At 66.8% G+C, this 24336-nt stretch carries 26 protein-coding genes and 1 tRNA gene; 9 read left to right on the top strand and 18 right to left on the bottom strand.

What is annotated here, in order from left to right; all coding sequences use genetic code 11:
- The first annotated feature begins 6 nt into the window (after positions 1-6).
- Positions 7-390 (top strand): cytochrome C oxidase subunit IV family protein, encoded by a 384-nt coding sequence (locus VI480_RS03570; RefSeq protein WP_323671442.1) that lies wholly within the window; start codon positions 7-9, stop codon positions 388-390.
- A gap of 38 nt (positions 391-428) precedes the next feature.
- Here the strand turns inward: VI480_RS03570 and VI480_RS03565 are convergent, their stop codons facing one another.
- From VI480_RS03565 to VI480_RS03555, 3 genes are read right to left on the bottom strand one after another with little or no spacing between them, the layout of a single operon-like run.
- Positions 429-1883 carry a UGSC family (seleno)protein gene (locus VI480_RS03565; RefSeq protein ID WP_323671441.1) on the bottom strand — a complete coding sequence of 485 codons (1455 nt, stop codon included), beginning with the start codon at positions 1881-1883 and terminating at the stop codon, positions 429-431.
- Positions 1884-1901: 18 nt separating this feature from the next.
- Positions 1902-2213, bottom strand: a complete 312-nt coding sequence (locus tag VI480_RS03560) for a hypothetical protein (RefSeq protein ID WP_323671440.1) — start codon at positions 2211-2213, stop codon at positions 1902-1904.
- Between the two features lie 38 nt (positions 2214-2251).
- Positions 2252-4006, bottom strand: coding sequence for a uracil-xanthine permease family protein (locus VI480_RS03555; protein WP_323671439.1), 1755 nt, complete (start codon positions 4004-4006; stop codon positions 2252-2254).
- 84 nt (positions 4007-4090) lie between these two features.
- On the opposite strand from VI480_RS03555, the gene serS reads away from it, so the two are divergent.
- Positions 4091-5344: a serine--tRNA ligase gene (gene serS / locus VI480_RS03550; protein ID WP_323671438.1), complete on the top strand. Its 1254-nt coding sequence runs from the start codon at positions 4091-4093 to the stop codon at positions 5342-5344.
- 19 nt (positions 5345-5363) lie between these two features.
- Here serS and VI480_RS03545 read toward each other — a convergent pair whose 3' ends face one another.
- The 10 genes from VI480_RS03545 to VI480_RS03500 form a co-directional block, all read right to left on the bottom strand.
- Positions 5364-6881: a hypothetical protein gene (locus VI480_RS03545; protein ID WP_323671437.1), complete on the bottom strand. Its 1518-nt coding sequence runs from the start codon at positions 6879-6881 to the stop codon at positions 5364-5366.
- A gap of 92 nt (positions 6882-6973) precedes the next feature.
- Positions 6974-8482 carry a hypothetical protein gene (locus VI480_RS03540; protein ID WP_323671436.1) on the bottom strand — a complete coding sequence of 503 codons (1509 nt, stop codon included), beginning with the start codon at positions 8480-8482 and terminating at the stop codon, positions 6974-6976.
- Between the two features lie 92 nt (positions 8483-8574).
- Entirely contained in the window at positions 8575-8904 is a 330-nt protein-coding gene (locus tag VI480_RS03535) for a CrcB family protein (protein WP_323671435.1), read from the bottom strand.
- Positions 8901-9314: a CrcB family protein gene (locus VI480_RS03530; RefSeq protein WP_323671434.1), complete on the bottom strand. Its 414-nt coding sequence runs from the start codon at positions 9312-9314 to the stop codon at positions 8901-8903. Before VI480_RS03530 ends, VI480_RS03535 begins: the two co-directional genes overlap by 4 nt.
- A 25-nt stretch (positions 9315-9339) precedes the next feature.
- The gene (locus VI480_RS03525; protein WP_323671433.1) at positions 9340-10038 is read right to left on the bottom strand and encodes a poly-gamma-glutamate hydrolase family protein; all 699 of its coding nucleotides are present in this window, start codon (positions 10036-10038) and stop codon (positions 9340-9342) included.
- Between the two features lie 6 nt (positions 10039-10044).
- A complete protein-coding gene (locus VI480_RS03520; protein ID WP_323671432.1) occupies positions 10045-10962 on the bottom strand; it encodes a cytochrome c biogenesis CcdA family protein in 918 nt (305 codons plus the stop codon).
- A gap of 25 nt (positions 10963-10987) precedes the next feature.
- A complete protein-coding gene (locus VI480_RS03515; protein WP_323671431.1) occupies positions 10988-11728 on the bottom strand; it encodes a TlpA disulfide reductase family protein in 741 nt (246 codons plus the stop codon).
- A gap of 298 nt (positions 11729-12026) precedes the next feature.
- Positions 12027-12380 carry a WhiB family transcriptional regulator gene (locus VI480_RS03510; RefSeq protein ID WP_323671430.1) on the bottom strand — a complete coding sequence of 118 codons (354 nt, stop codon included), beginning with the start codon at positions 12378-12380 and terminating at the stop codon, positions 12027-12029.
- A 136-nt stretch (positions 12381-12516) separates the two neighbouring features.
- On the bottom strand, positions 12517-12759 hold the full coding sequence (locus VI480_RS03505) for a hypothetical protein (protein WP_323671429.1): 243 nt from the start codon (positions 12757-12759) through the stop codon (positions 12517-12519).
- Between the two features lie 112 nt (positions 12760-12871).
- Positions 12872-13960: an MBL fold metallo-hydrolase gene (locus tag VI480_RS03500; protein ID WP_323671428.1), complete on the bottom strand. Its 1089-nt coding sequence runs from the start codon at positions 13958-13960 to the stop codon at positions 12872-12874.
- A gap of 188 nt (positions 13961-14148) precedes the next feature.
- On the opposite strand from VI480_RS03500, the gene VI480_RS03495 reads away from it, so the two are divergent.
- Entirely contained in the window at positions 14149-16389 is a 2241-nt protein-coding gene (locus VI480_RS03495; protein WP_323671427.1) for a hypothetical protein, read from the top strand.
- A gap of 311 nt (positions 16390-16700) precedes the next feature.
- Positions 16701-18233 (top strand): hypothetical protein, encoded by a 1533-nt coding sequence (locus VI480_RS03490; protein ID WP_323671426.1) that lies wholly within the window; start codon positions 16701-16703, stop codon positions 18231-18233.
- Between the two features lie 65 nt (positions 18234-18298).
- Here the strand turns inward: VI480_RS03490 and orn are convergent, their stop codons facing one another.
- Positions 18299-18871: an oligoribonuclease gene (orn, locus tag VI480_RS03485; RefSeq protein WP_323671508.1), complete on the bottom strand. Its 573-nt coding sequence runs from the start codon at positions 18869-18871 to the stop codon at positions 18299-18301.
- A 55-nt stretch (positions 18872-18926) separates the two neighbouring features.
- Between orn and VI480_RS03480 the strand changes: the two genes are divergently transcribed.
- Positions 18927-19742 (top strand): potassium channel family protein, encoded by an 816-nt coding sequence (locus VI480_RS03480; RefSeq protein ID WP_323671425.1) that lies wholly within the window; start codon positions 18927-18929, stop codon positions 19740-19742.
- Here VI480_RS03480 and VI480_RS03475 read toward each other — a convergent pair.
- The 3 genes from VI480_RS03475 to VI480_RS03465 all read right to left on the bottom strand — a co-directional run bounded on the left by VI480_RS03475 (position 19739) and on the right by VI480_RS03465 (position 20648).
- Positions 19739-20029, bottom strand: coding sequence for a hypothetical protein (locus VI480_RS03475; RefSeq protein WP_323671424.1), 291 nt, complete (start codon positions 20027-20029; stop codon positions 19739-19741). The genes VI480_RS03480 and VI480_RS03475 overlap by 4 nt on opposite strands.
- Before the next feature lie 52 nt (positions 20030-20081).
- Positions 20082-20519, bottom strand: a complete 438-nt coding sequence (gene dut / locus VI480_RS03470; protein ID WP_323671423.1) for a dUTP diphosphatase — start codon at positions 20517-20519, stop codon at positions 20082-20084.
- A gap of 56 nt (positions 20520-20575) precedes the next feature.
- Positions 20576-20648, bottom strand: a tRNA-Lys gene (locus tag VI480_RS03465).
- Positions 20649-20728: 80 nt separating this feature from the next.
- Between VI480_RS03465 and VI480_RS03460 the strand changes: the two genes are divergently transcribed.
- Positions 20729-20926, top strand: coding sequence for a hypothetical protein (locus VI480_RS03460; RefSeq protein ID WP_323671422.1), 198 nt, complete (start codon positions 20729-20731; stop codon positions 20924-20926).
- A gap of 27 nt (positions 20927-20953) precedes the next feature.
- Here the strand turns inward: VI480_RS03460 and VI480_RS03455 are convergent, their stop codons facing one another.
- Positions 20954-21658: a histidine phosphatase family protein gene (locus VI480_RS03455; RefSeq protein WP_323671421.1), complete on the bottom strand. Its 705-nt coding sequence runs from the start codon at positions 21656-21658 to the stop codon at positions 20954-20956.
- Between the two features lie 62 nt (positions 21659-21720).
- Between VI480_RS03455 and VI480_RS03450 the strand changes: the two genes are divergently transcribed.
- From VI480_RS03450 to VI480_RS03440, 3 genes are all read left to right on the top strand, one after another.
- The gene (locus VI480_RS03450; RefSeq protein ID WP_323671420.1) at positions 21721-21963 is read left to right on the top strand and encodes a MoaD/ThiS family protein; all 243 of its coding nucleotides are present in this window, start codon (positions 21721-21723) and stop codon (positions 21961-21963) included.
- A 14-nt stretch (positions 21964-21977) separates the two neighbouring features.
- On the top strand, positions 21978-22991 hold the full coding sequence (locus tag VI480_RS03445) for a hypothetical protein (RefSeq protein WP_323671419.1): 1014 nt from the start codon (positions 21978-21980) through the stop codon (positions 22989-22991).
- 72 nt (positions 22992-23063) lie between these two features.
- Entirely contained in the window at positions 23064-24335 is a 1272-nt protein-coding gene (locus VI480_RS03440; protein WP_323671418.1) for a glycosyltransferase, read from the top strand.
- Position 24336 lies beyond the last annotated feature (1 nt).

Here is a 24336-nt window from a genome sequence, read left to right as displayed (position 1 = left end):
GCAGCGATGAGCACCGCCACCGAAGCCGCATCCGAAGAGATCCACCCCTCCGACGAGGCTCACGACGACCATGACCACGGCCTGAGCGACTGGGGCTACATCAAGGTCGCCCTGCTGCTGGCCGTGCTCACGGCGGCCGAAGTGCTGATCTACTTCTTCGATGACAGGGTCGGCCCGCTGGAAGTGCCGTTGCTGCTGATACTGATGGTCGTCAAGTTCGAGATCGTGGTGGCCTACTTCATGCACCTGCGCTTCGACAACAAGCTGTTCACGTGGATGTTCGTCGGAGGGCTGGTGCTCGCTATCGCGGTCTACGCGGCGATGGGCACCTCAATGCTGTTCTGGACCGACCCAGCCGGCTGCGACCTCAGTCCCAACCTCGACTGCTGAGCTTCGCTGGGCATGACGTCGCGCAGCTGAGCGGGCCGTCAGTCGAGGCTGAGCTGCTCGACCGCGGCGGCGGTGTAGTCACCGTGGGGGCCGTCGTGGCTGAACACGTACGCGTTTGTGCGGTTCGCGTCGCCTGCGACCGCGATCACGAACTTTGCCGGCTCCGAGACAATTGGCACCAGGCGGTGGGGATCGTCTGATTCGGCGAACTGCGACGGCAGATCGCCGGCGGCGACGACGTCGGTGAGCTGGGGACGGCCTGCCGCCAGGTTGGTCCACTCGCCGATGAGCTTCTCGAATCGCCACGCCGGGATGCGCGCGTGCTCGAAGAGCGCCTCGGCCAGGTTCGCCTTGGTCCAGCCCGAAGTTGCGCAGGTGCGCGCCAGGATCGGCGACAGCACCAGCAGCGGCCGGTAGTGCATGCGCCCGAGCCCGTACAGGTGCCCCAGGTCCCAGCCGGTGATCCGCGCCAAGCCGTCGGCAAGATACGGCACGATCTCGTCGGGAGTGGAACCGAACGCGCTGCCGACGATGGCACCACTGTTGAAGCGGGCCATGGTCAGCACGTCGTCGTCAGCGCCGAAACCGAACTCGGCGCTGACGGGGTCCCAGCCGATGTCGGCGAGGGCGGTGGCGTCTTCGCACAGCACCACGCGGAACGAGTTCCCGAAGGTGGACTTGTCGTGCTCGGCCGCAGTGAAACCGAACACGTTGCGCTGGTAGAGCCGCAACCAGCGGCCGACGCTGGTGTTGGCGCGCACACCGTCGCGCAGTGCCCCGACGCCGGAGTTGAAGCCCAGCGCTGCCGCATTCGGGCCGTCGAGGATCATCAGGGCGTCGGCGCCGGTGGTGTTGCCCGAGTGCTCTGCGCCATAGTGCGGGTCGGCCAGGATGCGTGCTGCGGCCAGCAGCACACCCAGGTGTCGCGGCTCGCAGCCGGCCATGACGGCGTTGGTTGCCACCGACCACACGGTCATGTCGCGGCCGGTAGTTCGGGCAATGCCCAGTGATTGCAGGGGGTCCAGGCCCGTGCCGGCCAGGAAGCGCTCGACACGATCCACCGTCGGCGGCACGATCGGCAGGCCGTCGGACCATCCCCGTTCGGCGAAGGCGTCGTTGATCTCGTCGATCGAACCGCTGGCCACGGTGTCGTACGGGGCTGGGTTGAGCGATGCTGAGTCGAGCGTGGAGGGGCCGAGCGAGCGCTCGTTGCCCTCGGCCGGATCGCTGCGGGCGACGCGGCCGTTCGTCCCGTTGCGTGCGGCAGATGCTCCGGTCAGCCCGGCGACGATGGCGTCCACGGTGTGATTGACGAAGTTGCTCTCCATATCCGATGCGGACTGGGCATCCACGTGGCCCACGGTGATCGCCAGCGGGAGCTGCTCGAATCCGTGCCCCTTTGCGGTCGCGGCGGCCTGGCCGTCGAAGCTCTCGCACACGATCGAGACCGACGGCACCCCTGCGGCTTCGGATGCGACTGCTGCCCGCGCCACGGCGGGCGTGCAGCTGCCTCAGCAGCCCATGCCCGACACCACGGCGTCAACAGCTCGCGAACGCAGCGAGTCAGGCAGGCGGTCGATGACCGCGGCCTCGTCGCCGCCGTGGGTGTTGCCGAATGTCTCGTAGCCCACGAACGTCACGCCCTCGTAGCGGGCAGCGAGCTCGCGCTCGAGAATCGGGAACAGCTCATCGCCGCGGAACAGGTAGTCCCACAGGAACCCGATCCGCTTGCCGGCCAACGTATCGAGCCTCGGTGCCAGCTCCCGTCGCTCGATGCCTGACGGCGCTCCGGGCCAGACGACGTCGTAGGACGGTTCGTTCATGGGAGCGTCCCCCTGCGGTGCCTGCGCGGGCCCGGGGCTCAGCCTCTTGGATCGGGCACGTCAACGTGGACGGTCACGATATCCACCTCGTGATATTGCTGATGATGCACCGATGCGGCGTGATGCTGCAGCATCCGAAGTGAGAGGTCCCGTTCGACTGGCCGCTCGACGCTCTGCGAATCCAGCACAGCGAGCCGGTCCTCGATGTTCTCTTCGCTCGCCGCGGCCACGAACTCGAGTACGGCACGGCCGTCCTGCTTGCTCAATGTCAACCGCAGCGCGCGAGTCTCGCCGGCGCTAGCTGGCTTCCCGGCATCGGTCAGCGTCAACAGCGATTCTTCGGCCACCGTGTCGAGGCGATCCGCCATCGCCCGACTCCAGCCATTGCTGTCGGCGAAGCGGCCCAAGAACACCCGAATCTGCGGCAGTGACGACGTTGCCAGCTCGCAGCGGAGCCGTTTGGGGCGTGCTTGGGCGACCTCGGTGAACAGCGTCAGGACTATCGCCGTCAGCCCGCCGGCCGTCATGCCGTTGTTGAGGAATCCGCCCGCGAAGCCGTCGAGATACGCCGGGAAGATCACGCCATTCTGGAAGCCCACGCCGATCCAGAACGAGAATCCCGCGATCAGCCCCTTGCGGTAGTCGGTCGCGTCCGCGACCACGATCTGCATGCCGGTCACGAACAGCATCGCCAGCAGGATCGTTGCGTAGGCCGCGACGACAGCGTCAGGCACCGCCATCACGACGGCCAGCGCCTTCGGCACAAAGGCCATCACGATGAAGAAGCCGCCGATGGCCACGCCCACCCGGCGAGCAGCCACACCGGTCAGCTCCGTGACCGAGATGCTCATGGAATAGGTGGTGTTCGGCACCGTGCCGGCCAGTCCTGACAGCAGGTTGCCGGTGCCATCGGCGGCGACGGCGCCCTGCACTGCCCGGTAGTCGACGGCGCGGGGCCGGCGCCACGACACCCGCTGGATGGCCACCGAGTCGCCGATGGTCTCGATGGCGCCGATGAGGGTGGCGAATATGAAACCAGGCAAGAGGATCCAGAACTGGGACCCGAATGTGAAGTCGAAACCGGGCCAGCCGCCGTCGGGCAGTCCGATCCAGCCCGCCTCGGCGATCCGGTCGAAGTCGTAGAGCCCGAAGAACGCCGCGATGACTGATCCGACCACGATGCCGATCACCGGCGCCCACAGGCGGAGGCTCCCGCGGGCCTTCAGCGCGATCACGACAATGACGCCGACAGCCACGAGGGCGCTGACGGGCGCACTCGCTGCGGCAGCGTCTTCGGGAGAGGCAGCCACCATGTCGAAGATGAGCGGCATCACCGAGACCGCGATGAGCATGACCACAGTGCCGGCCACAGTCGGTGTAAACAGGCGCCGGAACAGCGAGAGCTTCGCAGCCAGCAGGAACTGGAACAGCGACGAGGCCACGACCAAGGTGGCCAAGAGCCCCGGCCCGCCGTCGGTGAGCGCTGTGACGCAGACCGCGATGAAGGCGCCGGAGGTGCCCATCAGCAGCACGTAACCGGCGCCGATGCGTCCGAAGCGGACCGCCTGCAGGATCGTGCTGACGCCGCTGATCGCCGCGGCGGCAAACACGGCCCACGCCAGGTACTCGTCTGTGCCATCGGCGGCTCGGACAACGATGGCAGGCGTCAGCACGATGCCGGCGATGGCCAGGATGGCGAACTGCAGGCCCAGCCCGGCCGTGAGCGGCAGCGGGGGCGTGTCAGAAGCTTCAAAGCGGAGGTGCCGGTCTGGGGCCGGCGCGTGATCTGGCATCTGGCGATGCTTGCGGGCGCCGAGCAAGTGCGCAAGCACCGGCAAACCCGGCGCGGGCCCCAGACGCCGGTAGCTTCACCCGGCGTGATCGATCTGCGCCGGCTTCGAGACGACGCCGCATATCGAGACGGCGCTGCGCGCAAGGGCGCGTCGCCGGAGTTCATCGACGAGGTGCTCGCGGCCGACGAGGCATGGCGGGCAGTCACCCACCAGGCCGAGCAGGCACGCGCGGCGCAGAACGCCGCATCGCGCGAGATCGGCCGGGCGTCGCCCGACGAGCGTCCAGCGAAGATCGCTGAGGCTGCCCGCCTCAAGGAAGATGTGGAACGTCTCGAGGTCTCCGAGCGGGAGACCGCTGAGCGACGAACCGAGCTGGCGCTGCAGGTTCCCAATCCCGCCGCGGTCGATGTGCCGTCTGGTGGCGAGGAGCACTTTGAGACGGTCCACGAGGTGGGGGAGCGAGGCCAACCGCCCGCCCACGACCACGCCGAGATCGGCGCGCTGGCCGGCTTGGTCGACTCCGAGAGCGGGGCCCGCAACAGCGGCTCGCGTTTCGCCTATCTCAAGGGCCCAGCGGTCCGGCTGGAGTTCGCCCTCGTGCAGTGGACGATGGACCTGCTGGAGCGCAACGGCTTCGTGCCGGTGGTCCCGCCGGTGCTCGTGCGTGCGGAGATGATGGTGGAGGCCGGGTTCTTCCCCGCCGACCGCCACCAGGTGTACGAGATCGACGGCGACGACTTGTTCCTGATCGGCACCTCCGAGGTGGCGCTGGCGGGCCTGCACCGGGGCGAGCGGCTCGACCGGGCCGAATTACCGCTGCGCTATGCCGGATTCTCATCGTGCTTCCGGCGAGAGGCCGGCACCTACGGCAAGGACACCCGCGGCATCTTCCGGGTGCACCAGTTCGACAAGGTCGAGATGTTCTCATTCTGCGACTCGGAAACGAGCTGGGATGAACTGGAGTCCCTGCGGGCCATCCAGGAGGAGATCGTCAGCTCGCTCGACCTGCCCTATCGCGTCATCAACGTGGCAGCGGGTGACCTGGGTGCCGCGGCAGCGAAGAAGTACGACCTCGAGGTGTGGCTGCCGTCAGAGCGGGCCTACCGCGAAATCACCTCGTGCTCGAACTACACCGACTACTCGGCCCGACGCCTCGGCACACGCTGGTTCGACGACGACGGCCACGGGCTGGTCCACACCCTGAACGGCACCGCATGCGCCGTCGGCCGCGCGCTCGTGTTCATCATGGAGAACCACCAGCGCCCCGACGGCTCCATTGCGGTGCCAGAAGTGCTCCACCCCTGGCTCAACTTCACCGAGATCCCCGCTCCCGCCTAGTCCCCGCCAGCATCAAACGTCACGGCACTTCGGCGACGTACCAGGCGGAGTTCATCTCCCGGGCCTTGACTCTCGCCAGCACAAAATCGCCGCCGACAGCAAATCGGATGGTCGATGACGCCAAGTCGACGCCGAATGCATCTTGTGTGTCCAGCATGCTCCACGTGTCGCCATCCGGCGACCAAGACGCGCTGCCTTCTCTGCGTTTCTCGTCGATGGTCTCTGTCTCTGTTGGCCTGCCTTTTTGCTCGGCAATTTCTGTATCAGGGAATTCGATTTTCTCCGATTTCTGAATGGCCACAAGGCCGGCTGGTCCCCCGCTGACAACGAGCTCGGAAACCCAAGAGCCGTTGGGTTCGGGCAGTTCGAACGCGGCCACCGGCATCGGCGGTTGGCCGCAGCCAAGGGTCAGCACCGTCTGCGCCTGGCGCGAGTGTCCGACCACCGCCAATGCCCTGCCATCAGGACCGAGACCCGCGAGGGGAAGGCTGAGGCTCGAGCCGGCCGAGTAGATCTCGTCCCAAGTGCGACCGTCGGCCGAGGCAAGGAAACGCCATCCACGCGCTTCATCGCGATCGACTGCGAGGACGAAGTCGTCTTCGCTGGCCACACCGCGAACGATCTCGGTGTCGAATTCGGCTTCGATCTTGAGTCCGTCGCGGTCGCCGGCATAGACGCGTACGTAGCCCAAACCGGCAGCATTGATGCGGTCAAAGCGATGAACGAGTTCCAGGTCGCGTTCGGTCAGATCGAGATCATCAAGCGGCAATCTCAGGATCCTCGCGGACCCGGAGATGTCCGAGGCCCTGAGGGAGCCTGCCTCACGGATCCCTACGACCACTTCGCCATCTTCGAAACCGACGACGCCGGCATCTTCATTCGCTTGAAGGAGGCCGCGATCAGCGAGGACCTCGTCGAGATGCATCACGGGTCGTACAAGCGTGACCAACGCGATCTGCTCTCCCGAAACCAATAGATCGAGCGTGGGGAGGTGCTGGTCACTCCACATCGGCGGATTCTGCGGGTCGACGGGCACTTCCGCCCAGCTCTCTCCGCCGTCGTCGGAAACGACCACGCGGTCGAGTGGAAGTTCCAGTGGCTCGAGAAAACGGCCGGAAGAAACGTCGTCGCCGTCGTCGCTGCCGCGATCGGTCGCCGGACCGGCAATCACCCAGTGTTCATCACTCCTCCGGAAGAACTCGGGGTGAACGTCGGCGGGCAGCGGCAGCTCGTTCCATTCGACGCCATCGACGGTCGCCAGCAGGCGAACCCGGTCTTTTTCAGTTGCGAGGATGTAGACCAGCCCATCTGGTGGCGTCGACGCTGACGAGATGATCTCGGTTTCGACGCCCGCTTCCACCGGAAGTGAGACCGGTGTCCACCGCAGCACCGGCTCGGGCGACAGCACCTGACGTACGGCCCGCGCCGCGGCGATATCGAAAGACTCGGACGAACTCTCGACCTCACAAGCGTCGGGTGTGGAGTCCCAAAGATCGAATGGGTCGTCGCCCGCCACCAGGTATGCGGCCCCGACCACGATGGCGACGATGGCGACGGCACCTAGGACGGTGAGCGGACGCCCCGTCTGTCTCCTCGGCTGCGGTGCCTCGGGCCCCTCGCCTCTCGGAATCACGGCACCTCGGCCACGAACCACCCGTGGTCTTCAGTGAATCGGCCGTACACGTTGGCGAGCACGAAGCCATCGCCCACGGCTATCCGGATCCTGTTGGGCTCGAACCCGAATGCGTCGACTGCGGTTTGCCAGTCCCAGACGATCCCGTCGGCCGACCAACCCAGCCGGTCTGGGTACGTCGACCTCTCAGATCGAATGGGAACGGTCACCGACAGCCCGCTAGCGCCGACCGCAAGCCCCGGGTCGTGTGGCCTCAAAATGGCAAGGCCTTCGAGCACTGCCGCGGTTCGAGGTGCTTGTCCGCAACGGAAGGAAGCAAATGAGGTCGACGACTCGTCGCCGAAGATCACTGCCCACACGGTGTCGCCGCCGCGAGCGCCAGCGAGGTGGGTTCGAATTGGCGGGTCGACCTCAACTTCGCTCCACTCCCGTCCGTCCGCCGACGCGAATAGGCGAGATTCTCCCTGACGCTCGCCGAGGCTCAGCACGAAGCCGTCGCGGGTCCCGACGCTGCTGACGAGATCGGCATCAAAGTCAAAGTCGCCGGTCACCGAGAGACCATTTGCGTCCCCCGAGTACGTGCGGACATACCCGTCTGGCCCCGAGGTCACGGCCGCCACCCACCGATTCAGAAGCAACTCTTGTCTGGGGGAGAGCCCAAGTTCATCGTGCGAAATCTCAATGACCGGGGCATCTTCGCCAGACTCGTCCGCACGCATCCACATGGTCGTGCTGTGGGTTCCGAGACCCAAGTGCTCGATGTCATTGGTGCTGTCAATGAATCCTCGATCGGCGATCAGTTCGGCGAACTGCGGGTAGGGCCAGATGTATGAAACGAGCAACACTCGATCCGCCGCGACATGTAATCCGATCGTGCCCATGTAGCCGTCCTCGAAGAAGAGCGGCGTCCCCGGATCGAGCGGCACCTCGGTCCATGTAGCTCCGCGATCATTCGAGAGAAGCACGCGGGGGAATGCGAAGCTGCCAGCTCCTGTGCCGCTGTCATCGAGCGCTCGCTCGACGATGATCCAGCGGTCACTTGAGATGTGCACATGTCGCGGATCGACTCCCTGGGGGAGCGGGTGTGCCTCCCATTCGACGCCGTCAGCCGTTAACTCGAGCCGGTGTCCGCCGTCTTCGTCGACGATGACTGCAACACGTCCGTCGTCAGTGCTGTGCAAGTCCGAGTAGGCATACGCAGAGGGATCATCGACGGGCGGCTCGACTCGTCTCCACTGCAGGATTGGTTCAGTTGACAGGGTCTGGCTCGCTACCGGCGGCGCGATCGTTCCGACTGAGCTGGCCTGAGCTTCGACAGCACAGGTGTCTGGTGTGGAATCCCAGATCTCGAACGCGTCGCCTCCCGCGACCAAGTACGTGGCCCCGACCAAGAGGGCCACGATGGCGACGGCAAGAAGGACGGTGAGCGGACGCCACGTCGGCTTCGCTGAATCTGGCTCGTCTGACGTTTCGCCGGTCTCATCGTGGCCGACAGCGCTTGGCACGCAGCTCAATCTATGTGTGAGGCAGGAGCACTAGTTGAGTGAAGTTCAATGAGACACCGCCCGCACGACTCGTTGAAGCTGGTCGACGAGTGTCAGGTGAGAGCGAGGCCGGCGGTGGCCGCGGCGGTGGCGCCGGTGATCGTCAGGGAGATGTAGCCGAAGGCCAGCAGCGGGCTGGCGCGGGAAAGTCGAGCTGACTCGGGAAGGATCCCCGAGACGGTGGTGAGGGCGCCGAGGCCCGCAGTGCCCAGGACGGTTGCCGCAGCGCTCGATGTGCTCGCGAGCAGCCCGAGTGCGAAAGCGCCGGCGATGTTGATGAGCATCGTTCCACCTGGTCCGAGCGCGGTGCTGATTCTCCAGCGCATCACCGTGCCCGCCGCGGCGGCCACGCCGAAACCCACGGCCACGATCAGCGTCGTCATGGCCGCCTCGCGTAGACGAGTACGGCGCAGCGGCTCGCGACAAATGCCGCTGTGCAGGCCGCAATCGTCAGCCCGAGCCACGCTCCTGCCGTTGCGACGCGGCCATGGTCGAGATGCCTCGCGAGCTGCAGCGCCAGCGCCGACATGCTGGTCAGTGCCCCGCAGAAGCCGATCGTCAGACCAACCGAGGGGCCGGCATCGTTTCGGCCCACGCTTCCGGTGCCCGCCCCAGCTGGCCTGCGGTGCCGGGCTCGCTCGCGACGACCGGTCGCCCAGCCGACCACGCTGCAGCCGACCACGTTGGCCACGAACAGCGCCCACTCGCTGTCAAGTCCTGTCGTCAGAGCCCATCGGACAGCCGCGCCGGCAACGCCCGCAATGGCGACCGTCGCAACGATGCGCAGCCTCATCTCCACGTCGCCTGGTGGCGAGGGCTCAACCCGCTGCCGATGTCGCGGGCTCCGGCGCACGACCGTCGCTGGCTGCGGCGCTGGTCTGCGGCCACGCACGGGCCGCGGCCGTTAGACCTTCGATGAGTGCCTCGTGATGGGGCACCCGTCCGGGACCGCGGAATCCTGTCCACATCGGGCTCTTGCCGCGGATGCGCGGCGGCAGCTCGATCTGGACGCCGCCGTTGCGGGGCAGGTTGCACGGGTTGCGCGGGTGCTGGCCGGCCAATGTCTTGGGGATCTCGTCGAGACGGTGAAGGACCTCGTAGTGGGGCAGCCGCCCGATCAGGTGCACCGCGACGTGGGCCGCGAGCGTCCGATTGCGCCCGCCCAGCAGCACTGCCCGCAATAGGCGGGGGCTGCCGAAGCCGTGGACGGCCACGACGACGTCGACGTGGTCGAGGAACTCGCGCAGCACAGGCGAATCTGCGGGATCGAAGCAGTGGCTGGGCAGGTGCCACTGATCGTCGGGACCCTGCAGGCACGCGTACACCGAGGCGCCGCTGCGCTCGGCGGCCGCCGCGGCGATGTCATCGGTGACCTCTTCGAGCCACCCGCCGTGAAAGGCCATGAATCCGAATCGCGAACGGAGTCGCAGCACCTCGGTCACACCTGGCCGGCCGAGCAGCTCGGCAAATGGCCGCTCAGCGTCGAGGAGCGTGCGGTCCTTCAGGTGCAGTGCCACGGTGGCTTAGTTCAGCACCTCAACGGCACTGCCCGCTTGGTCGGGCCCGGAGGGTTCGTCGGCGTGGTCCGATGCCGCTGAGTCGTCGCCACCGCGACCGGACACGAGCATGGCCATGCCGCCGATGGCGAGCACGATGCTCATCACGAGACCCAGCCGCAGCCCGCCGACTGAGGCGACCCAGTTGCTCAGGCTGCTGCTCCACCGTTCGACCGTCACCACCAGCCCGTCGCCGCTGCGGTCGGTCAGATCGACGATCCAGTACCAGATGGTGAAGAAGCCCGCGGCGATCATCAGCGCTGCAGCGATGTTGTCGGTGTAGCGCATGAGCACGCGGAGCTTGCTCAGCAGCCAGCCGCGAGCCAGCGCCAGGCTGACGGCCAGCGAGGTGAGCACCAGACCCATGCCGAGCGCATACAGGACGAACGACACGATGCCGCCGACGAAGCTGTCGTCGCCGGCCGAGGCGGTGACCACCACCAGGAAGGTCGCCAGCCCGCATGACACCGACGCCACCGCATAGCTGACGCCGAACAGGAACAGCGAGCGCACGTCCCGCCCTGAGGCGCCTCGCTCGAACTTGGGCAGGTATGCCGTCAGGCGAAAGCCGGCGAGGATGGCGACGCCGAGTGCGATGAGGCCGACACCGATCACGATGGCTGCCCACGGCACGTAGTCGCGCAGGGCGCTCAGACCCGCCGACAGCGCGATGCCAACGATGCCGAACACCACGACAATGCCGGCAGTGACGACGGCGCCGGTGGCGAGTGCCCGCCCGACGCCGGCGCGAGAGCTGCCCTCGCTGGCGCGGCGGTCGATGCCCAAGAAGAACGACAGGTACGCGGGCAGCATGGCGAAGCCGCACGGGTTCACCGTGGCCACGATGCCAGCGGTGAAAGCGAAGGTGAGTCGAGCGCTGTTCATGGCCCGCTGTGCTGTCGCTTTGTCCTCATAGTCCGAAGTGCTCCTCTGCTCGGGTGGTGATGTCTTCGAGGGTGAGCAGGCCGCTGTGTGTCTCGAGAATCTGGCCTTCGGGCGACACGAACACCGTGGTGGGCATGCCCAGCCCGCCGAAGTCGATGAACAGCTCGCCCTCGTCGAGCCCGGTGGGGTAGGTCACGCCGCGGTCGGCCACGGTAGCAATGGCGTCTTCCAGCCGATCATTGGCCGCCAGACCCAGCACGGCAACCTGCGTGCCGTGATCATTCCAGAAGCGTTCGAAGTCGGGCATCTCGGTGACACAGGGCACGCACCACGACGCGAAGAAATTCACGATGAGGGGGCAGCCCTCATACCCGGCGAATGCTGCCGGTTGCTCCTCGAGCGTCACGAACCCCAACGCATGCACGCCGGTCAGGCCCGGATCCACGTCGTGCTCGACGGGGTCGATGTCGTTGCAGTCCGGAGGCAGTTCTGACGCTGCGGTGGCTGCGGCATCCGATCCGTCCCCATCAGGCACAGCCCCTTCGGCACTGGCCGAGTCGACTGAGCTGACCTGGCTGGCATTCGCTGCAGCATCCCCGCCTTCGACCTCGGCTTCCATCGCCACCAGCGAGGTCATGGCGGGCTGACCTCCGCCGGCCAGCAGGAACACCGTCGCCCCGAGCGCGTAGAGGCCGAGCAGGGCGAACAGCCCGCCGCGCCAGCCCCTGAGCTGTGCCCGCCAGCGTGCGCCGCCCGGTGAGTCCATGCAGAGGCGAGGCTACTTGCGCCATTTGCGGCGACGGATTCAGGACGGCAGCGGCAAATGGGGCCGCGCCGACGATCGCCGATGGCTGCTTCGCATCACCGCTCGACGGCCCGCCCCGGGGCTGCCAGCCGCCCATTTCGGGCAGCCTCAGTTCACCGGGGCGGGCCGTCTTGATGAGGCCTGCGGGGGCAGTGCAGGCCTTGGGTGCCGGGTTTGCCGGAGGGGTCGGCAGACCCGGCGGAGGGACCCGCCGCAGGGGCCGGGTCCACTCGGAGGACGCGCCTGAGCAGGGGAAGACTCAGGCGCGGGCCAAGTCGGGAGGCAGCGGCACCTCCTCGATCACGAATTGCGGGTGACCGCTTCTGGGCGGCCGGCCGCGCGGGCGTTTGTCCCTGCAGACGCGCCCGTTCTCGAAGAGTTCGCCGCCCCACACGCCCCATGGCTCGTGGCGTGCCTTGGCGGCGTCGAAGCACTCGCTCACCACCGGGCATGCCGCGCAGATGGCCTTGGCGCGGGCGATCTCGTAGAAGTTCTCCGAGAAGAACAGCGGCGTCAGGGTGCCCACGAGATCGCGGCAGCGACCCCGTGTGCGCCAGCCCTCATTGGTGAGGGCCGCTGTGCTGTCGGTGTTGTCGATGACCAGTTCCAGCATGAGCTTTCTCCTGTGTGGTGTGGGTTGCGAAGCGGTTGTGGTTCAAGGGCAGTGGTGTCGGTGCGTGCACCGGAAACGCAAAACGGCCGCCGGGTTGTCCCAGCGGCCGTTCGGAGAGTTCTGGTGTCTCAGTGGACTACATCAGATACTCCGAAGGCCGCAGGCGGTGACGCTTGGTCGTTGCCGTCGGGTTGGCACCGTGACCGCGCACCGCATGCTGGAACATGACCGGCATGGGACCCACTGCCGCGAGCCGACCGATGGCCGTGCCGCGCTCCCGCATGCGCGTGACGGGCCGCCAACAGCGCACGCCAGTTGCCGGCACCCGTACGCGATACCCGTAGGCACGCGCTGTGGTGTAGGCGCCGTGGTCGAACATTGGGGATCCAATCGGGCGAAAGGTCGGGGCTGGTGGCCAGCTGCGGATACCCGACGATAGGCCGCAGCGGCGCCAACAGCACCACGTAGCGGCATGCCGTGTCAAGTTATTTTCAGTCGAACTCGTATTCGAGGACGTCGTCGGCCCGCCGGGAGACGCTGACTTCGCCGATGTAGCGCAGATGCTCCAAGTGAGCGAACGTCTCCGACTCGGCCATCGGGCCCCACGAACGCTCCTTGAACAGCTGCTTCATGTAGTCCTGCACGGGGGCTCGGCCGAGCCGGTCCGAGGAGGTGCGAAGCAGGTCCAGGCGCTCGTTGTGGTGACGCTTGATGTCCTCCACCCGTCCCGACAGGTCGGTGAACGGCTGGCCATGGGCCGGCAAGCCCATGGTGACGCCGTCGAAGCTGGCAACCCGGTCGAGGCTGGTGAAGAAGTCCTTCAGCGGGTCACGCGCCGTGGTGATCCCCGAGATGTGCGGTGTGATCGTGGGCAGGACATGGTCGCCGCAGATCATCAGCCCGCCCTCGGGATCGAACAGGCACAGGTGGTCGATGGTGTGCCCGGGTGTGTGCACTGCCACGAACTCGCGCCGCGCCAGCTTGATCCGGTCGGCGTCTTCGACGTGGTGCGTCGGCTGAGGGGTGGCGAACCAGCGTCCGCCCCACCCGTTGCGCATCGCCCAGTAGCCGAGCTTGGCCCGGATGGGCATCTTGTAGCGCTGGCCGCCCCAAGGCGTGGGGCCGCCCGGTCCGGTGTCGCGCCCGCCATGCACGGGGTCGGCCACGAGCTCGTTGTTCTCCCCGTCGGACGACACCTGCTCCAGGGCTTCCTCGTCTTCATCGGCGGTGTCCCACCACAGCCGGAACGTGCGATGGGTCACCAGATCGGCGCCGTACTCGCGGACGAAACGGCCTGCCGCCCCGAAGTGATCCGGATGGCTGTGGGTGACGATGATCGAGTGGATGCGCTCGGGCGGCACTTCGGCTTCGGCCAGCCCCGCCATGAGCGCTTTCCAGTTGGCCGGGCCCGGCAGGCCGGGATCGACGAGGGCGGCGCCGCGATCGTCGTCGAGGATGTAGCAGTTCACATGCCCGAGACCGGGCATGGACATCGGCAACTGCAGCCGGCGCACGTCCGGCGCGAGTTCAGTGATCTTGCCGTCAGGCGGCATCTGCTCCTCGCGAGTCGGGCGTGACACGGGGTGCAGACTAGCGAGCCGCCCCAACCTTCTAAGGAGCGTTCGATTCTGTGTCAGTCGTCTTGTGGCGGCAGCGGTCCACCCACTCTCAACAGGACCCGCACTAAAGCCCGGTTCGCATCACGCCCACAACGTCCTTCACTGTGGCAAATCATGATGCGAATTGGCGAAAGTTATGATCCCGATTCGTGAGAACGGGTCGTGAGCCGCTGCTTCGTGCAGCGTTCTCACGGCGAGTCCGCCGATCGGTCGCCGCAGTCTGGATTCTCGTCGCGAGCGGTTGTGCGATCGAGCAGGAACCGGGTCAGCTCCGCGAGTCGGCGAGCGCTACAAGTGCTGCAGCCGCTACGGCGAGCGTTCCGACGGCAGAAGACCTCGTCGAAGAGAGTGCACCATCGACGCCGCAGCCGACGGTCCTCGCCGAATTCGCTCGTCCCGGTCCGGATCCGAGGGACATCGCCGACGAGTCCGAGTACAAGGAGATCATTCGGCCAGGTCCCGCAGTTGAGCGCACGCGGCCAGTCGAGGAGCGGGTGAACAACGAGGCGTCGGCCCGGGGCGTCGTGCTGTCCGACGGCACCCGAAGCAGACGCAGCCAGGAGCAATTCCTTGCTGTCGCGGCTGGCGGCGATCACACCTGCGCGATCACGCTCGATGGCGAACTGGTGTGCTGGGGACACAACGGCCTCAATCAACTTGAGGTGCCTCCGGGAACCTTCGTTCAGATCTCCGCTGGTGCCGATCACACCTGCGCAGTGAGTACCGAGGGCGATCTCGCGTGCTGGGGTTCCAACATCTACGGACGCGCCGACGCTCCGGTCGGACAGTTCATTGCCGTGTCAGCGGCCGATGATCACACGTGCGCCCTGCGCCTCAACGGAACTATCGAGTGCTGGGGGTGGGACATCCTCGACCGGTTGGATCCTCCGCCGGGAGCATTCACAGCGCTCGACACGGGATCACTCACGTCATGTGGGCTGCGTCGCTCCGGCTCAGTTGAGTGCTGGGGTGCCAACTGGTACGGCCTCAATGAACCGCCGCCAGGACCCTTCACCCAAATCAGCGTTTCGAACACCCACGCGTGCGGCCTTCGCGACAGCAGTGAACTCGACTGCTGGGGCCTAGAGGTGTGCTCGGAGGCGGCGAAATCGTGGGAGGGCGTTGATCCGCTGGCTCGCTACGACCGGACATGGCTGGGTCATACGGTGATGGTCTGCAACGCGGGCGAGGCACCGGTTGATCACGGCCAGGCAAACCCGCCGCGCGCGGAGTTCACGTCGGTGTCGGTCGAGACGTGGCACTCCTGCGGCGTACGTGTGGACGACTCTGCGGAATGCTGGGGGGCCGGCCGCTATCAGGCATCGCGAAACGCTGCAGGTACCTACACGGAGACGAGAAACGGCATCGACTACTTCTGCCATTACGGATTGTTCCGCGACGGGTGCTCCCGTGACGGCAACTTCACGCAGACTGATGTGCCGCCGGGCAGCTATTCCCACATTTCCATCGGCGACGGCCATTCGTGTGGTCTGCACTCCGACAGCACGATCGAATGCTGGGGCGACAACCTGTACGGCGAGATCGACACTCCGGAGCCGACGGACCGGGATGATGACGGTCATGGCGTCGCCGAGCCGTTCGTGCCGTATGTCGATGTCGCGGTCAGCGGCAGCCATGGATGTGGATTGCGTGCAGACGGGCGCATCCGCTGCTGGGGTGCCAAGCGCTACGGCCAGCTCCAAGCGCCCGAAGAGTACTTCATCGCAGTAGCGGCAGGACCGGGCTTCACCTGTGGCCTCCTGGTGGATGGGATGCCGCGATGCTGGGGACGTAACGAAGGAGACCAAGCGAGACCGTTGCCGGGCCTGTACACCAAGTTGAGCGCTGCCGACAGGTACGTGTGCGGTCTCTTGCGCAACGGATTCATCGAGTGCTGGGGTGACAACTGGACGAATCAGGCCAGTGCTCCCTTTGGCATCTTCACTGATGTGTCTGCCGGCGGCAGGCATAGCTGCGGCCTGCGCTTCGACGGTTCGGTCGAGTGCTGGGGCGGCGAGTACGTCAACTACGCCGTCGGTGCGGCAGATTCGCCTGACGGAAAGTTCCGCGCGATCGCAACGGCGGACCAGATGAGTTGCGGGCTGCGGACTGATGGCATGGTGTCGTGCTGGGGCTGGAACAGCCCGGTGTTCGACTACGAACCCGATCGCCCCTACATCGACATCACCGCTGGCATCCAGTTCTTCTGCGGATTGCATGAGGACGGAACGATTTCGTGCGTGGGCGAGAACGACCTCTGGCAGACAGCCGCCCCTGAGGGCACATTCGTGGCTGTCTCGTCGGCCTGGTCACATTCATGTGCCGTGCGCACAGAGGGAACCATCGCCTGTTGGGGTTCCAACAGCATCGGTCAGTCCACGGGGCCGTGAGCGAATCAGCGATGACCCGGCGACGACCTCTGGCAGCTCACCTGAGTTGCAGGAGGCTTGGTGCAGCCTGCTTGGCGATTGCTCTGGCGACCGGCTGCGCAGCCGATGCACCTGATGCTCTGCCAGAGCCCGAGCCGTCACGCGCGACAGCCTCAACGCAACCCGAAATCGACGCGCCGACGGAGAGCTTGGTCACAACGGACGGTCCTTTGCGGCGAGCCGCAGGCGACGACGCTTCAGCTGTCACAGAGGTCAGTGCCGCGCACGACGAGGCATCTGAGTCTGCGACGGACCCGCAGAAACCTGCCTACGTGAAGGTGACGTTGGGCTGGAGCTTCGGCTGCGCGCTGCGAGACGACTGGTCCATTGAGTGTTGGGGTTCTGATTGGTTTGGATCGGCGTCGGCACCGAGCGGCAGATTCCGCGACATCGACGCTGGCACCTATCACGTATGCGCGGTTCGCTTCGAAGGGCCAGTGGTCTGCTGGGGATCGGATGATCTCGGCAGAACGGAGGCGCCGAGGGGATCATTCACTGCGGTCTCCGCCAGCGAGGAACACACTTGCGCCCTGGACATCAACGGCGAAGCCGTCTGCTGGGGCAACAACGAATCCGGCCAAGCTGAGCCCATCCCGGGGCCATTCATCGCCATCGAAGCTGGCCGCTATCACACGTGCGCGCTCCGCCAGGACCGCGAGCTGGCGTGCTGGCCGGATAGTTACCACGCGCACAAGAAGCTGCCCGCCGGTCCCTTCGAATCCATCGCCTCAGGGACGTGGGGCGCGTGCGGCATTCGGGTATCTGGTGATCTGGTCTGCTGGTCCGGCCGCAATATTCCGCATCGGGACGACGATTCGTATTCGTCGATCGCGGTCGGCCAGCGCTATGTGTGCGCTGTTCGCGCGAGCGGAGATATCACCTGCTGGGGCGAGGACCGACCAAGGCCGTCGCACATCCCAGCAGGGCCGTTCGTAGACATCGCTTCGCTGGGGAGCACCTGCGGAATCCGACCAAGCGGCGAGATTGCATGTCGAGGTTGGCGTTACACCGGCGTCACCGATGCGCCGCCCGGCGAGTTCACATTCATTACTGCAGGCACCGCGCACGCGTGCGCGATGCGGCCGACGGGCCGCATCGTTTGCTGGGGAGGCAACTTGGAGGGGGAGAGCGATGCTCCGGATGGCATCTACCGAGCAGTGTCGGCCGGTGGGCGCCAATCGTGCGCTCTGACCGCTGCCGGTGAGGCGTTGTGCTGGGGTTACGACGACTACGGAAGTACCGAGGCTCCGAGAGGCAGGTTCGTAGAGCTCGCTTCCGCACGCAGCGGCAACTGCGCGTTGACCACCGACGGTGAGATTGTGTGTTGGGGACGCTCTTTGTACCGGGCCCACTATGCACCTGATGGCCCCTTTGAAGTCATCACCATGGGGAGCTCTCACACCTGTGGCATGAGGCCGGACTCGCGCGTCGAGTGCTGGGGCAACAACGAGGACTTCCAGACGCGCGTTCCGATAGCAAGATTCACCGCTGTCGCAGCAGGTTCCCAACACACCTGCGCAGTCCGTGAAGGCGGCCGGATCATGTGCTGGGGCAGCAACGGCAGCGGACAGCTAGAGGCGCCAAGTGGTCGATTCGTGGCCATCTCGACCAAGGAACGCACGAGCTGCGCCCTCTCAACTGACAACGAGGTGGTGTGCTGGGGAAACAACGACGAGGGCCAAACTGAATCGCCCGAGGGCGAATTCCAGCAGGTCGTCGTCGGCGACGGCTACGCGTGCGCGCTGTCTACCGAAGGCGAGATCGCCTGCTGGGGAAACGGCGGCCGGGATCGGTTTGTGTCCTGATTCGGAGTTGAGCTCCCGGGCGCAGGCGTGTCGGGCAGAGTTGCCTTGGGGCTGAGTCCGGTGTGTCAGCTTGCGCTCGTGTCGCTCCGGCCTCCGATGAGCCACTGGTCGCGGTAGAAGCGCAGTTCATCGATGCTTTCGAGCACGTCGTCGAGCGCCCGATGCTTGGTGGTGCCGGCGCGGGATCGGCTCAGATCCGCCCAGGCCGCAGCGATGGTTGGCCGCCAGCGCTTGGCGAGCTCCTTGATCGACGACACGTCGACCACCCGATAGTGCAGGTGCTCTTCCAGCGCCGGCATGTACTGGTCCAAAAAGCGACGGTCGGTCCCGATCGAATTGCCGCACAGCGGAGCGGTGCGCGGCTCGGGAACGTGTTCGGTCACGAACGCGAGCGTGCGTTCCTGCGCTTCGGCCACGGTGATCTGCGACGCTCCGATCTCGTCGAGCAGCCCGGTGCTGGCATGCATGGTGCGGACTTCCGGGTCCATCGCGTCCAGGTCGGCTTGGGATGCCCCGATGACCAACGACGGTCCAGTGGCAATCACGTCGAGGGCATCGTCGGTGATCACTGTCGCGATCTCCACGATCCGATGGCGCCGGTGATCCAGCCCAGTCATCTCCAGGTCAAGCCAGACCATCACGGGCTGCATGGTAGGCACGACCCGGGCTGCTGGCCGCAATAGCGTTCCATCGATGAAGGTCGTGTTGGGACGACGGCAGGCGCGCCGCGCTCAGCGATCTCGCGGCGGATCGCGGCGGCACCTCGTTTCCGGCGGCCTTGAGCCCGTTGAGCGGCTCATTGCCGGCCTCACGGTGCTCGCGGTCATCTTGGCAGCCGGCACGACGGGTTATGTGCTGCTCGGCCTCGATCCGCTCGACGCGCTGTATCAGACGGTCATCACCGTCTCGACGGTTGGCTACAGCGATCCAGCGGGCACAGGAGGCCGCTACCAGATCTTCACGATCGCACTCATCCTGCTCGGCACCGGCACGTCGCTGTACACCGTCGGTGTTGTCATTGAAATGCTGTTCGAGGGACGGCTCGACGACCACATCAGGAGGCGACGCATGCAGCGCTCCATCGACAGTCTTTCCGGCCACGCGGTGGTCTGCGGCTACGGCCAAGTCGGCCAAGCCATCGCCGCGGCAATGATCGACGCAGGCACCGATGTGGTGCTCATCGACAGTGACTCCGACGTCGATCCCGGTGATCTGCACTTGGTGCCCGGCGACGCCACCCACGACAGCACCTTGCGGAATGCCGGGCTCGAGCGGGCCAGTTCGCTGGTGGTGGCTTTGGATTCCGACGCCGACAATCTCTATGTGGCCTTGAGCGCCCGCGCCCTGTGCCCCGAGCTGTTCATCGTGGCGAGAGCCAATTCGGGCGACGCGTTGCCGAAGCTGCAACAAGCCGGTGCCGATCGCGTCATCAACCCGCACCAGATCGGCGGAGCGCACATGGCCGAGGCTGCGCTGCGTCAAGACGCAGCCGGCGACGGCGAGCGCTAGTCGGCCACGAGGCTCAAGGCGCGGCGAGTTTGCTCGATGCGCTCGTAACCCTCGGTGTCAGCGAGGTAACGACGCTTCGCCAGACGCGCACGGGCGCGGCGCCTGCGGGCCTTCACGACTTCGGCGCTCGCGATCCTTCGAGCAGCGCCTGCGACAGCAAGGCCGCTGGTCGCCAGCCCCACCGACGGGGGCCGCGATGGCGCTTTGGCCGTGTGATCGGTCTCGAATTCGAACTGAGACACATCGAACAGGGTGAGCGGTGGCTGCGTCGGCGGCTTCGTGGCCATGCTGACATGGCTACAGATGGGGTGTGACAACCGAAGCGAACGATGCCTGGCTTCAGCGACCCGAGTGCCCGAACCCTCCAAGGCCCCGCTCGGTCTCGTCGAGCGTTTCCACCTCGTGCCACTCGGCTTGCTCGACGCGCTGTATGACCAGCTGGGCGATCCGGTCGCCGCGCTGGATTTCGTAGGACTCGCTGGGATCGGTGTTCAGCAGCAGCACCCGCAGCTCGTCCCGGTAGCCGCTGTCGATCAAGCCAGGCGAGTTGACGCAGGTGACCCCGTGCCGCCACGCCAACCCGCTGCGGGGCTGCACGAAACCTGCGTAGCCGGGCGGGATTGCCACAGCGATACCGGTAGGCACCATGGCCCGGCCGCCGGCTGCGGCCAGCGTGACCGTCTCCGCGGCCAGCAGGTCGCATCCTGCGTCGCCGGGCTTGGCGTACGCCGGAAGCGGAAGGTCGGGGTCGAGTCGCCGTATCGGAACTGCCACCACGGCGAGCACTGTAGGTGAGGCCTGAGCTGGCTCGATGCCGGCGATTGGTGCTGCGGTAGGCCGCCCGGGACTCGAACCCGGCACCTTGGGATTAAAAGTCCCCTGCTCTACCCGATGAGCTAGCGGCCCGATGTCCGCAGGCACCGATCCGGCGCTCCGGCACTCGTATCGAGGCTACTGGCGGGGCTTCTCGCTCTAGCCTGACGCCAGTGTCTCCAGCATCCGGGCCCGAAGAGCCGCCTTCGCCGGCCGCGACTCCCGCTGCGCCCCCCGAGTCGGAGCTGCTGAGCGACGCCGAGCTGGATGCCATCGAGGACGATCTGGCACGAGCCGAGCGAACCTTGAGCCTGCTGGCCGACGACGACATCGATGCCGCAGCGGCAACGGCCTGGCTCACTGAGTCCTGAGTGGCGGCGTCCTGAGAGCCAGCGCGGCTACTCGATGGTGAGGTCGATGCTCGACGAGACCAGTTCGACTCGGTTGCGGGGCTCCAGCTGATCCCAGCTCCAGGCGGCGTCGGCTGCAGCGCCGTCGAGCCAGTACCAGCGGCCTGCCAGGTTCGGCACCCGCTCGTCGCCGAGACCCACCCGCGCGTCGATCGTCTTGAGCACACCCGCGTGGCCCACGAGCAGGACGCGGCCGCAGACAGACATATGCCGACGCAACGCCGGCAGCAGCCGCCGGGCAATGCTGTCTTCAGACTCGAAGCCCGGCGGCCACCTCCTCGCTGCGACATCGCCGGGCCAGCCCTCGTCGATTTCGGCCCGGGTGAGGCCTTCCCACGGTCCCGCACTGCGCTCGCGCAGTGCCTCATCGGTCACCACGTCGCTCACGCCGAGCTGCTTGGCAATGATCTCGGCGGTCCGCCGCGCCCGTTGCAGATCGCTGGAGACGATCAGGTCGAATGCAGGCAGGTCGAACGCATGCCGACCGGTGTGCAGATCGCGCCCCCGCATCACCGGCGTCCGCCAGCTGTCGTCCGCGGCAGCGAGAGTCGTTGCCAAGGCGTCGGCGGCAATCTCCGCCTGCCGCTCGCCGAGATCGGTCAATACGGGATCGGCCTGTCCCTGCCAGCGGCCGCGCAGGTTCCATTCGGATTGACCATGCCGCACCGCCAGCAACTCTGAATGCTGTGTCACGGCGCCCGACCCTAGAGGCTCATCCTCGCTGCCTCTGGGACGTGATCGGTAGCATCGCGGCGATGCCGACGGTGACGATCCGCCTGTTCGCGGGGGCGCGCGAAGCGGCTGGCGTCGGCAGCACTCAGATCGATGCGTCCTCGGTCGCCGAGGCACTCGACTGGGCGAAGGCGAGCTTCGGCGAGGGCTTCAGTGCTGTGCTGGCCGCCAGCAGGGTCTGGCTGAACGGCGAACCGGCGCTCGGGGAGTCGCAGCTCAGCACCGGAGACGAGATCGCCGTCCTGCCGCCCGTCTCGGGCGGCTGAGCGGCGGCTGCACGGTGGCAGCGTCGCCGGAGCTTGGGCCGGCGCGGCCGCGAACCTCTGCAGCAGCGCAGTGGCTCGGCCCTGCGGTCGCATTGGAGGATGCCACCATCAGTGGAGGACTGATCTGGTTCGCCGGGCTGATCGGTGTCTTGTGGGCGGGGGCGGCGACGTTCGGCATCGCCATGACAGCGGTAGCGATGCTCGGCGCCTGGCAGGCGGCGAGCGTTTGCAGCCGCGCCGAAGCGACACGTCCACCGTCGAGCGGAACCGGGGCGAGACTGCAGATTGCCGAGTCGATGGTGCTTCCCCAGAGTCACCGGCTGCCCGCTGCTGCGCTTGCCGGCGCAGTCGGATTCGCCGGTGTCCTCGACACCCGCCTCGCAGGGGTTGTTGTCGGCGCGGCGATCGCCGCCAGCTTCATCGTGGTCGCAGCCTTGCGACCCCGCGGCCCAGGCGGGGCTGTGCTCGGGGGACAGGTGTCACCGTTGCGGTTTCTGGCCGGTGCGGGACTGCTGATCCGCACGTGGATGCAGGTCGGCGTCACGGCTGCGTGCTTGGCGGCCGTCGCCCGCTATTCGCTGGGAGCGGCATTCGTGCTCGTGAGCACCGCCGCGGCTTACGACGCCAGTGCTCACCTCAGTGCATCGGGTCGGCAGCCGGGGCTGCGCGGTCCGCTGATGGGAGCGATCGCTGCTGCGATCGCCGTCTTTGCCCTGACCGGCTTGAGCGTGCCGCCGTTTGCGCCCGCCGATGTCACCAGGTTCGGCGTGCTCGCGGCGCTGACGCTGCCGCTCGGCCCCGCGCTCGCCCGGCCGCACACGGCGCTCGCCGCGCGTCGAGAGCATCTCCAAGCAGACAAGCAGAACGCCGACAGTCGATCAGCCGCCGGCCGCAGCGCAGCTGACTCCCCCGCCGGGCTCCAGCGAGCGTGGCAGCGACTGGCCACCGAGTGGGCTGTGCGCAGGCTCGATTCGCTGAGCGTCACGGCCCTGGCGTGGATGTGGGGCTTGGGGCTCCTCGCCATCTGAACGTCCGCCCGGCGCGGAGCGGCGGTTCACTCAGTTCGTGACGCTGCGGCGATCTGCGTAGCGTTATCGGCCGTGGCACCCGAAGCACCCGACCGCCAGATGCTCGGCGAGCACGGTCGCGTCTTGCGGGTTGCCGTGTTGTGCATGCACACCTCGCCGTTGCGCCAGCCCGGCAGCGGTGATGGCGGCGGCTTGAACGTGTACGTGCGCGAACTCACTGCCGCGCTGGCGCATCTCGGCGTCGACTGCGACATCTACACACGCCGCACCGATCCATCGCAGCCCGACCAGCTCGAAGTGGAGTCGGGCGTGGTGGTCTTCCACATCGATGCCGGCGCCCCATCGCTCGACAAGGATGATCTGCCGGCGGTCGTGTCGGCATTTGCCGGCAGAGTCGGCGAGCACCTCGCACACCGCCCGGTCGACGCCATTCACGCTCACTACTGGTTGAGCGGCATGGCCGGGCACCAGCTCAAGCACCGCCTCGACATTCCCCTGGCGGTCACCTTTCACACGCTGGGGCGCGTCAAGACGAGCAACGGCGATGCCGAGCCGCGCCACCGCGGCGACGCTGAGCAACGAGTCATCGACTGCGCGGACGTCGTGTTCACCTCCGGCGCCGCTGAGGCTGCCCAGCTCAGATCGTTGTACGACGTCGCGCCCGAGCGCCTCCACGTGCTGACACCCGGCGTCGACCGGGCAATGTTCGCGCCGGGTCAGCGCCATGCGGCGCGTGCGGCGATCGGCCTCCCGCAAGGACCGGTGCTGCTGTTCGTCGGCCGCCTGCAGCCACTGAAGGGCGCCGAATTGGCGATTGAAACGCTCGCAGCCACGAGAGCTGCTGGTGCGGCGGGGGCCCATACCCAGCTCGTCATCGTGGGAGGGCCCAGCGGTCCGGAGGGCGAGGTCACGCTGGCCCGCTTGAAGGCCCTGACGGACGACTTGGCGGTTACGGGCCATGTGCGGTTCGTCGATCCGCTCCCGCACTACCTGCTGTCGACCTACTACCGGGCCGCCGACGTGTGCTTGGTGCCCAGCCGTTCGGAATCGTTCGGATTGGTCGCGCTCGAAGCCGCAGCTTGCGGCACACCGGTCGTGGCGTCCGATGTCGGCGGTCTGCGCGACAACGTCGTGGAGGGCGATACCGGTTACCTCATCGCCGACCGCAGCAGCGACGCGTTCGCCCGCCGGGTCATCGACATCCTCGCTGATCCGCTGCTGGCGCTGCGCCTCGGCGACGCCGGTTCTCGCCGCGCCGAGCGCTACAACTGGCGGGCGAGTGCGGCCGCAGCGCTGGAAGTGCTGGACACCGCGGCCCGGCGCGAGCTCGTCGCCTGCCTGTGAC

This window comes from Candidatus Poriferisodalis multihospitum (genome assembly GCF_028283155.1).
Taxonomy (GTDB): Bacteria; Actinomycetota; Acidimicrobiia; order Acidimicrobiales; family Poriferisodalaceae; genus Poriferisodalis; species Poriferisodalis multihospitum.
Note: the sequence above shows the minus strand (reverse complement) of the source record. Positions and strands in the feature narration are given on the sequence as shown.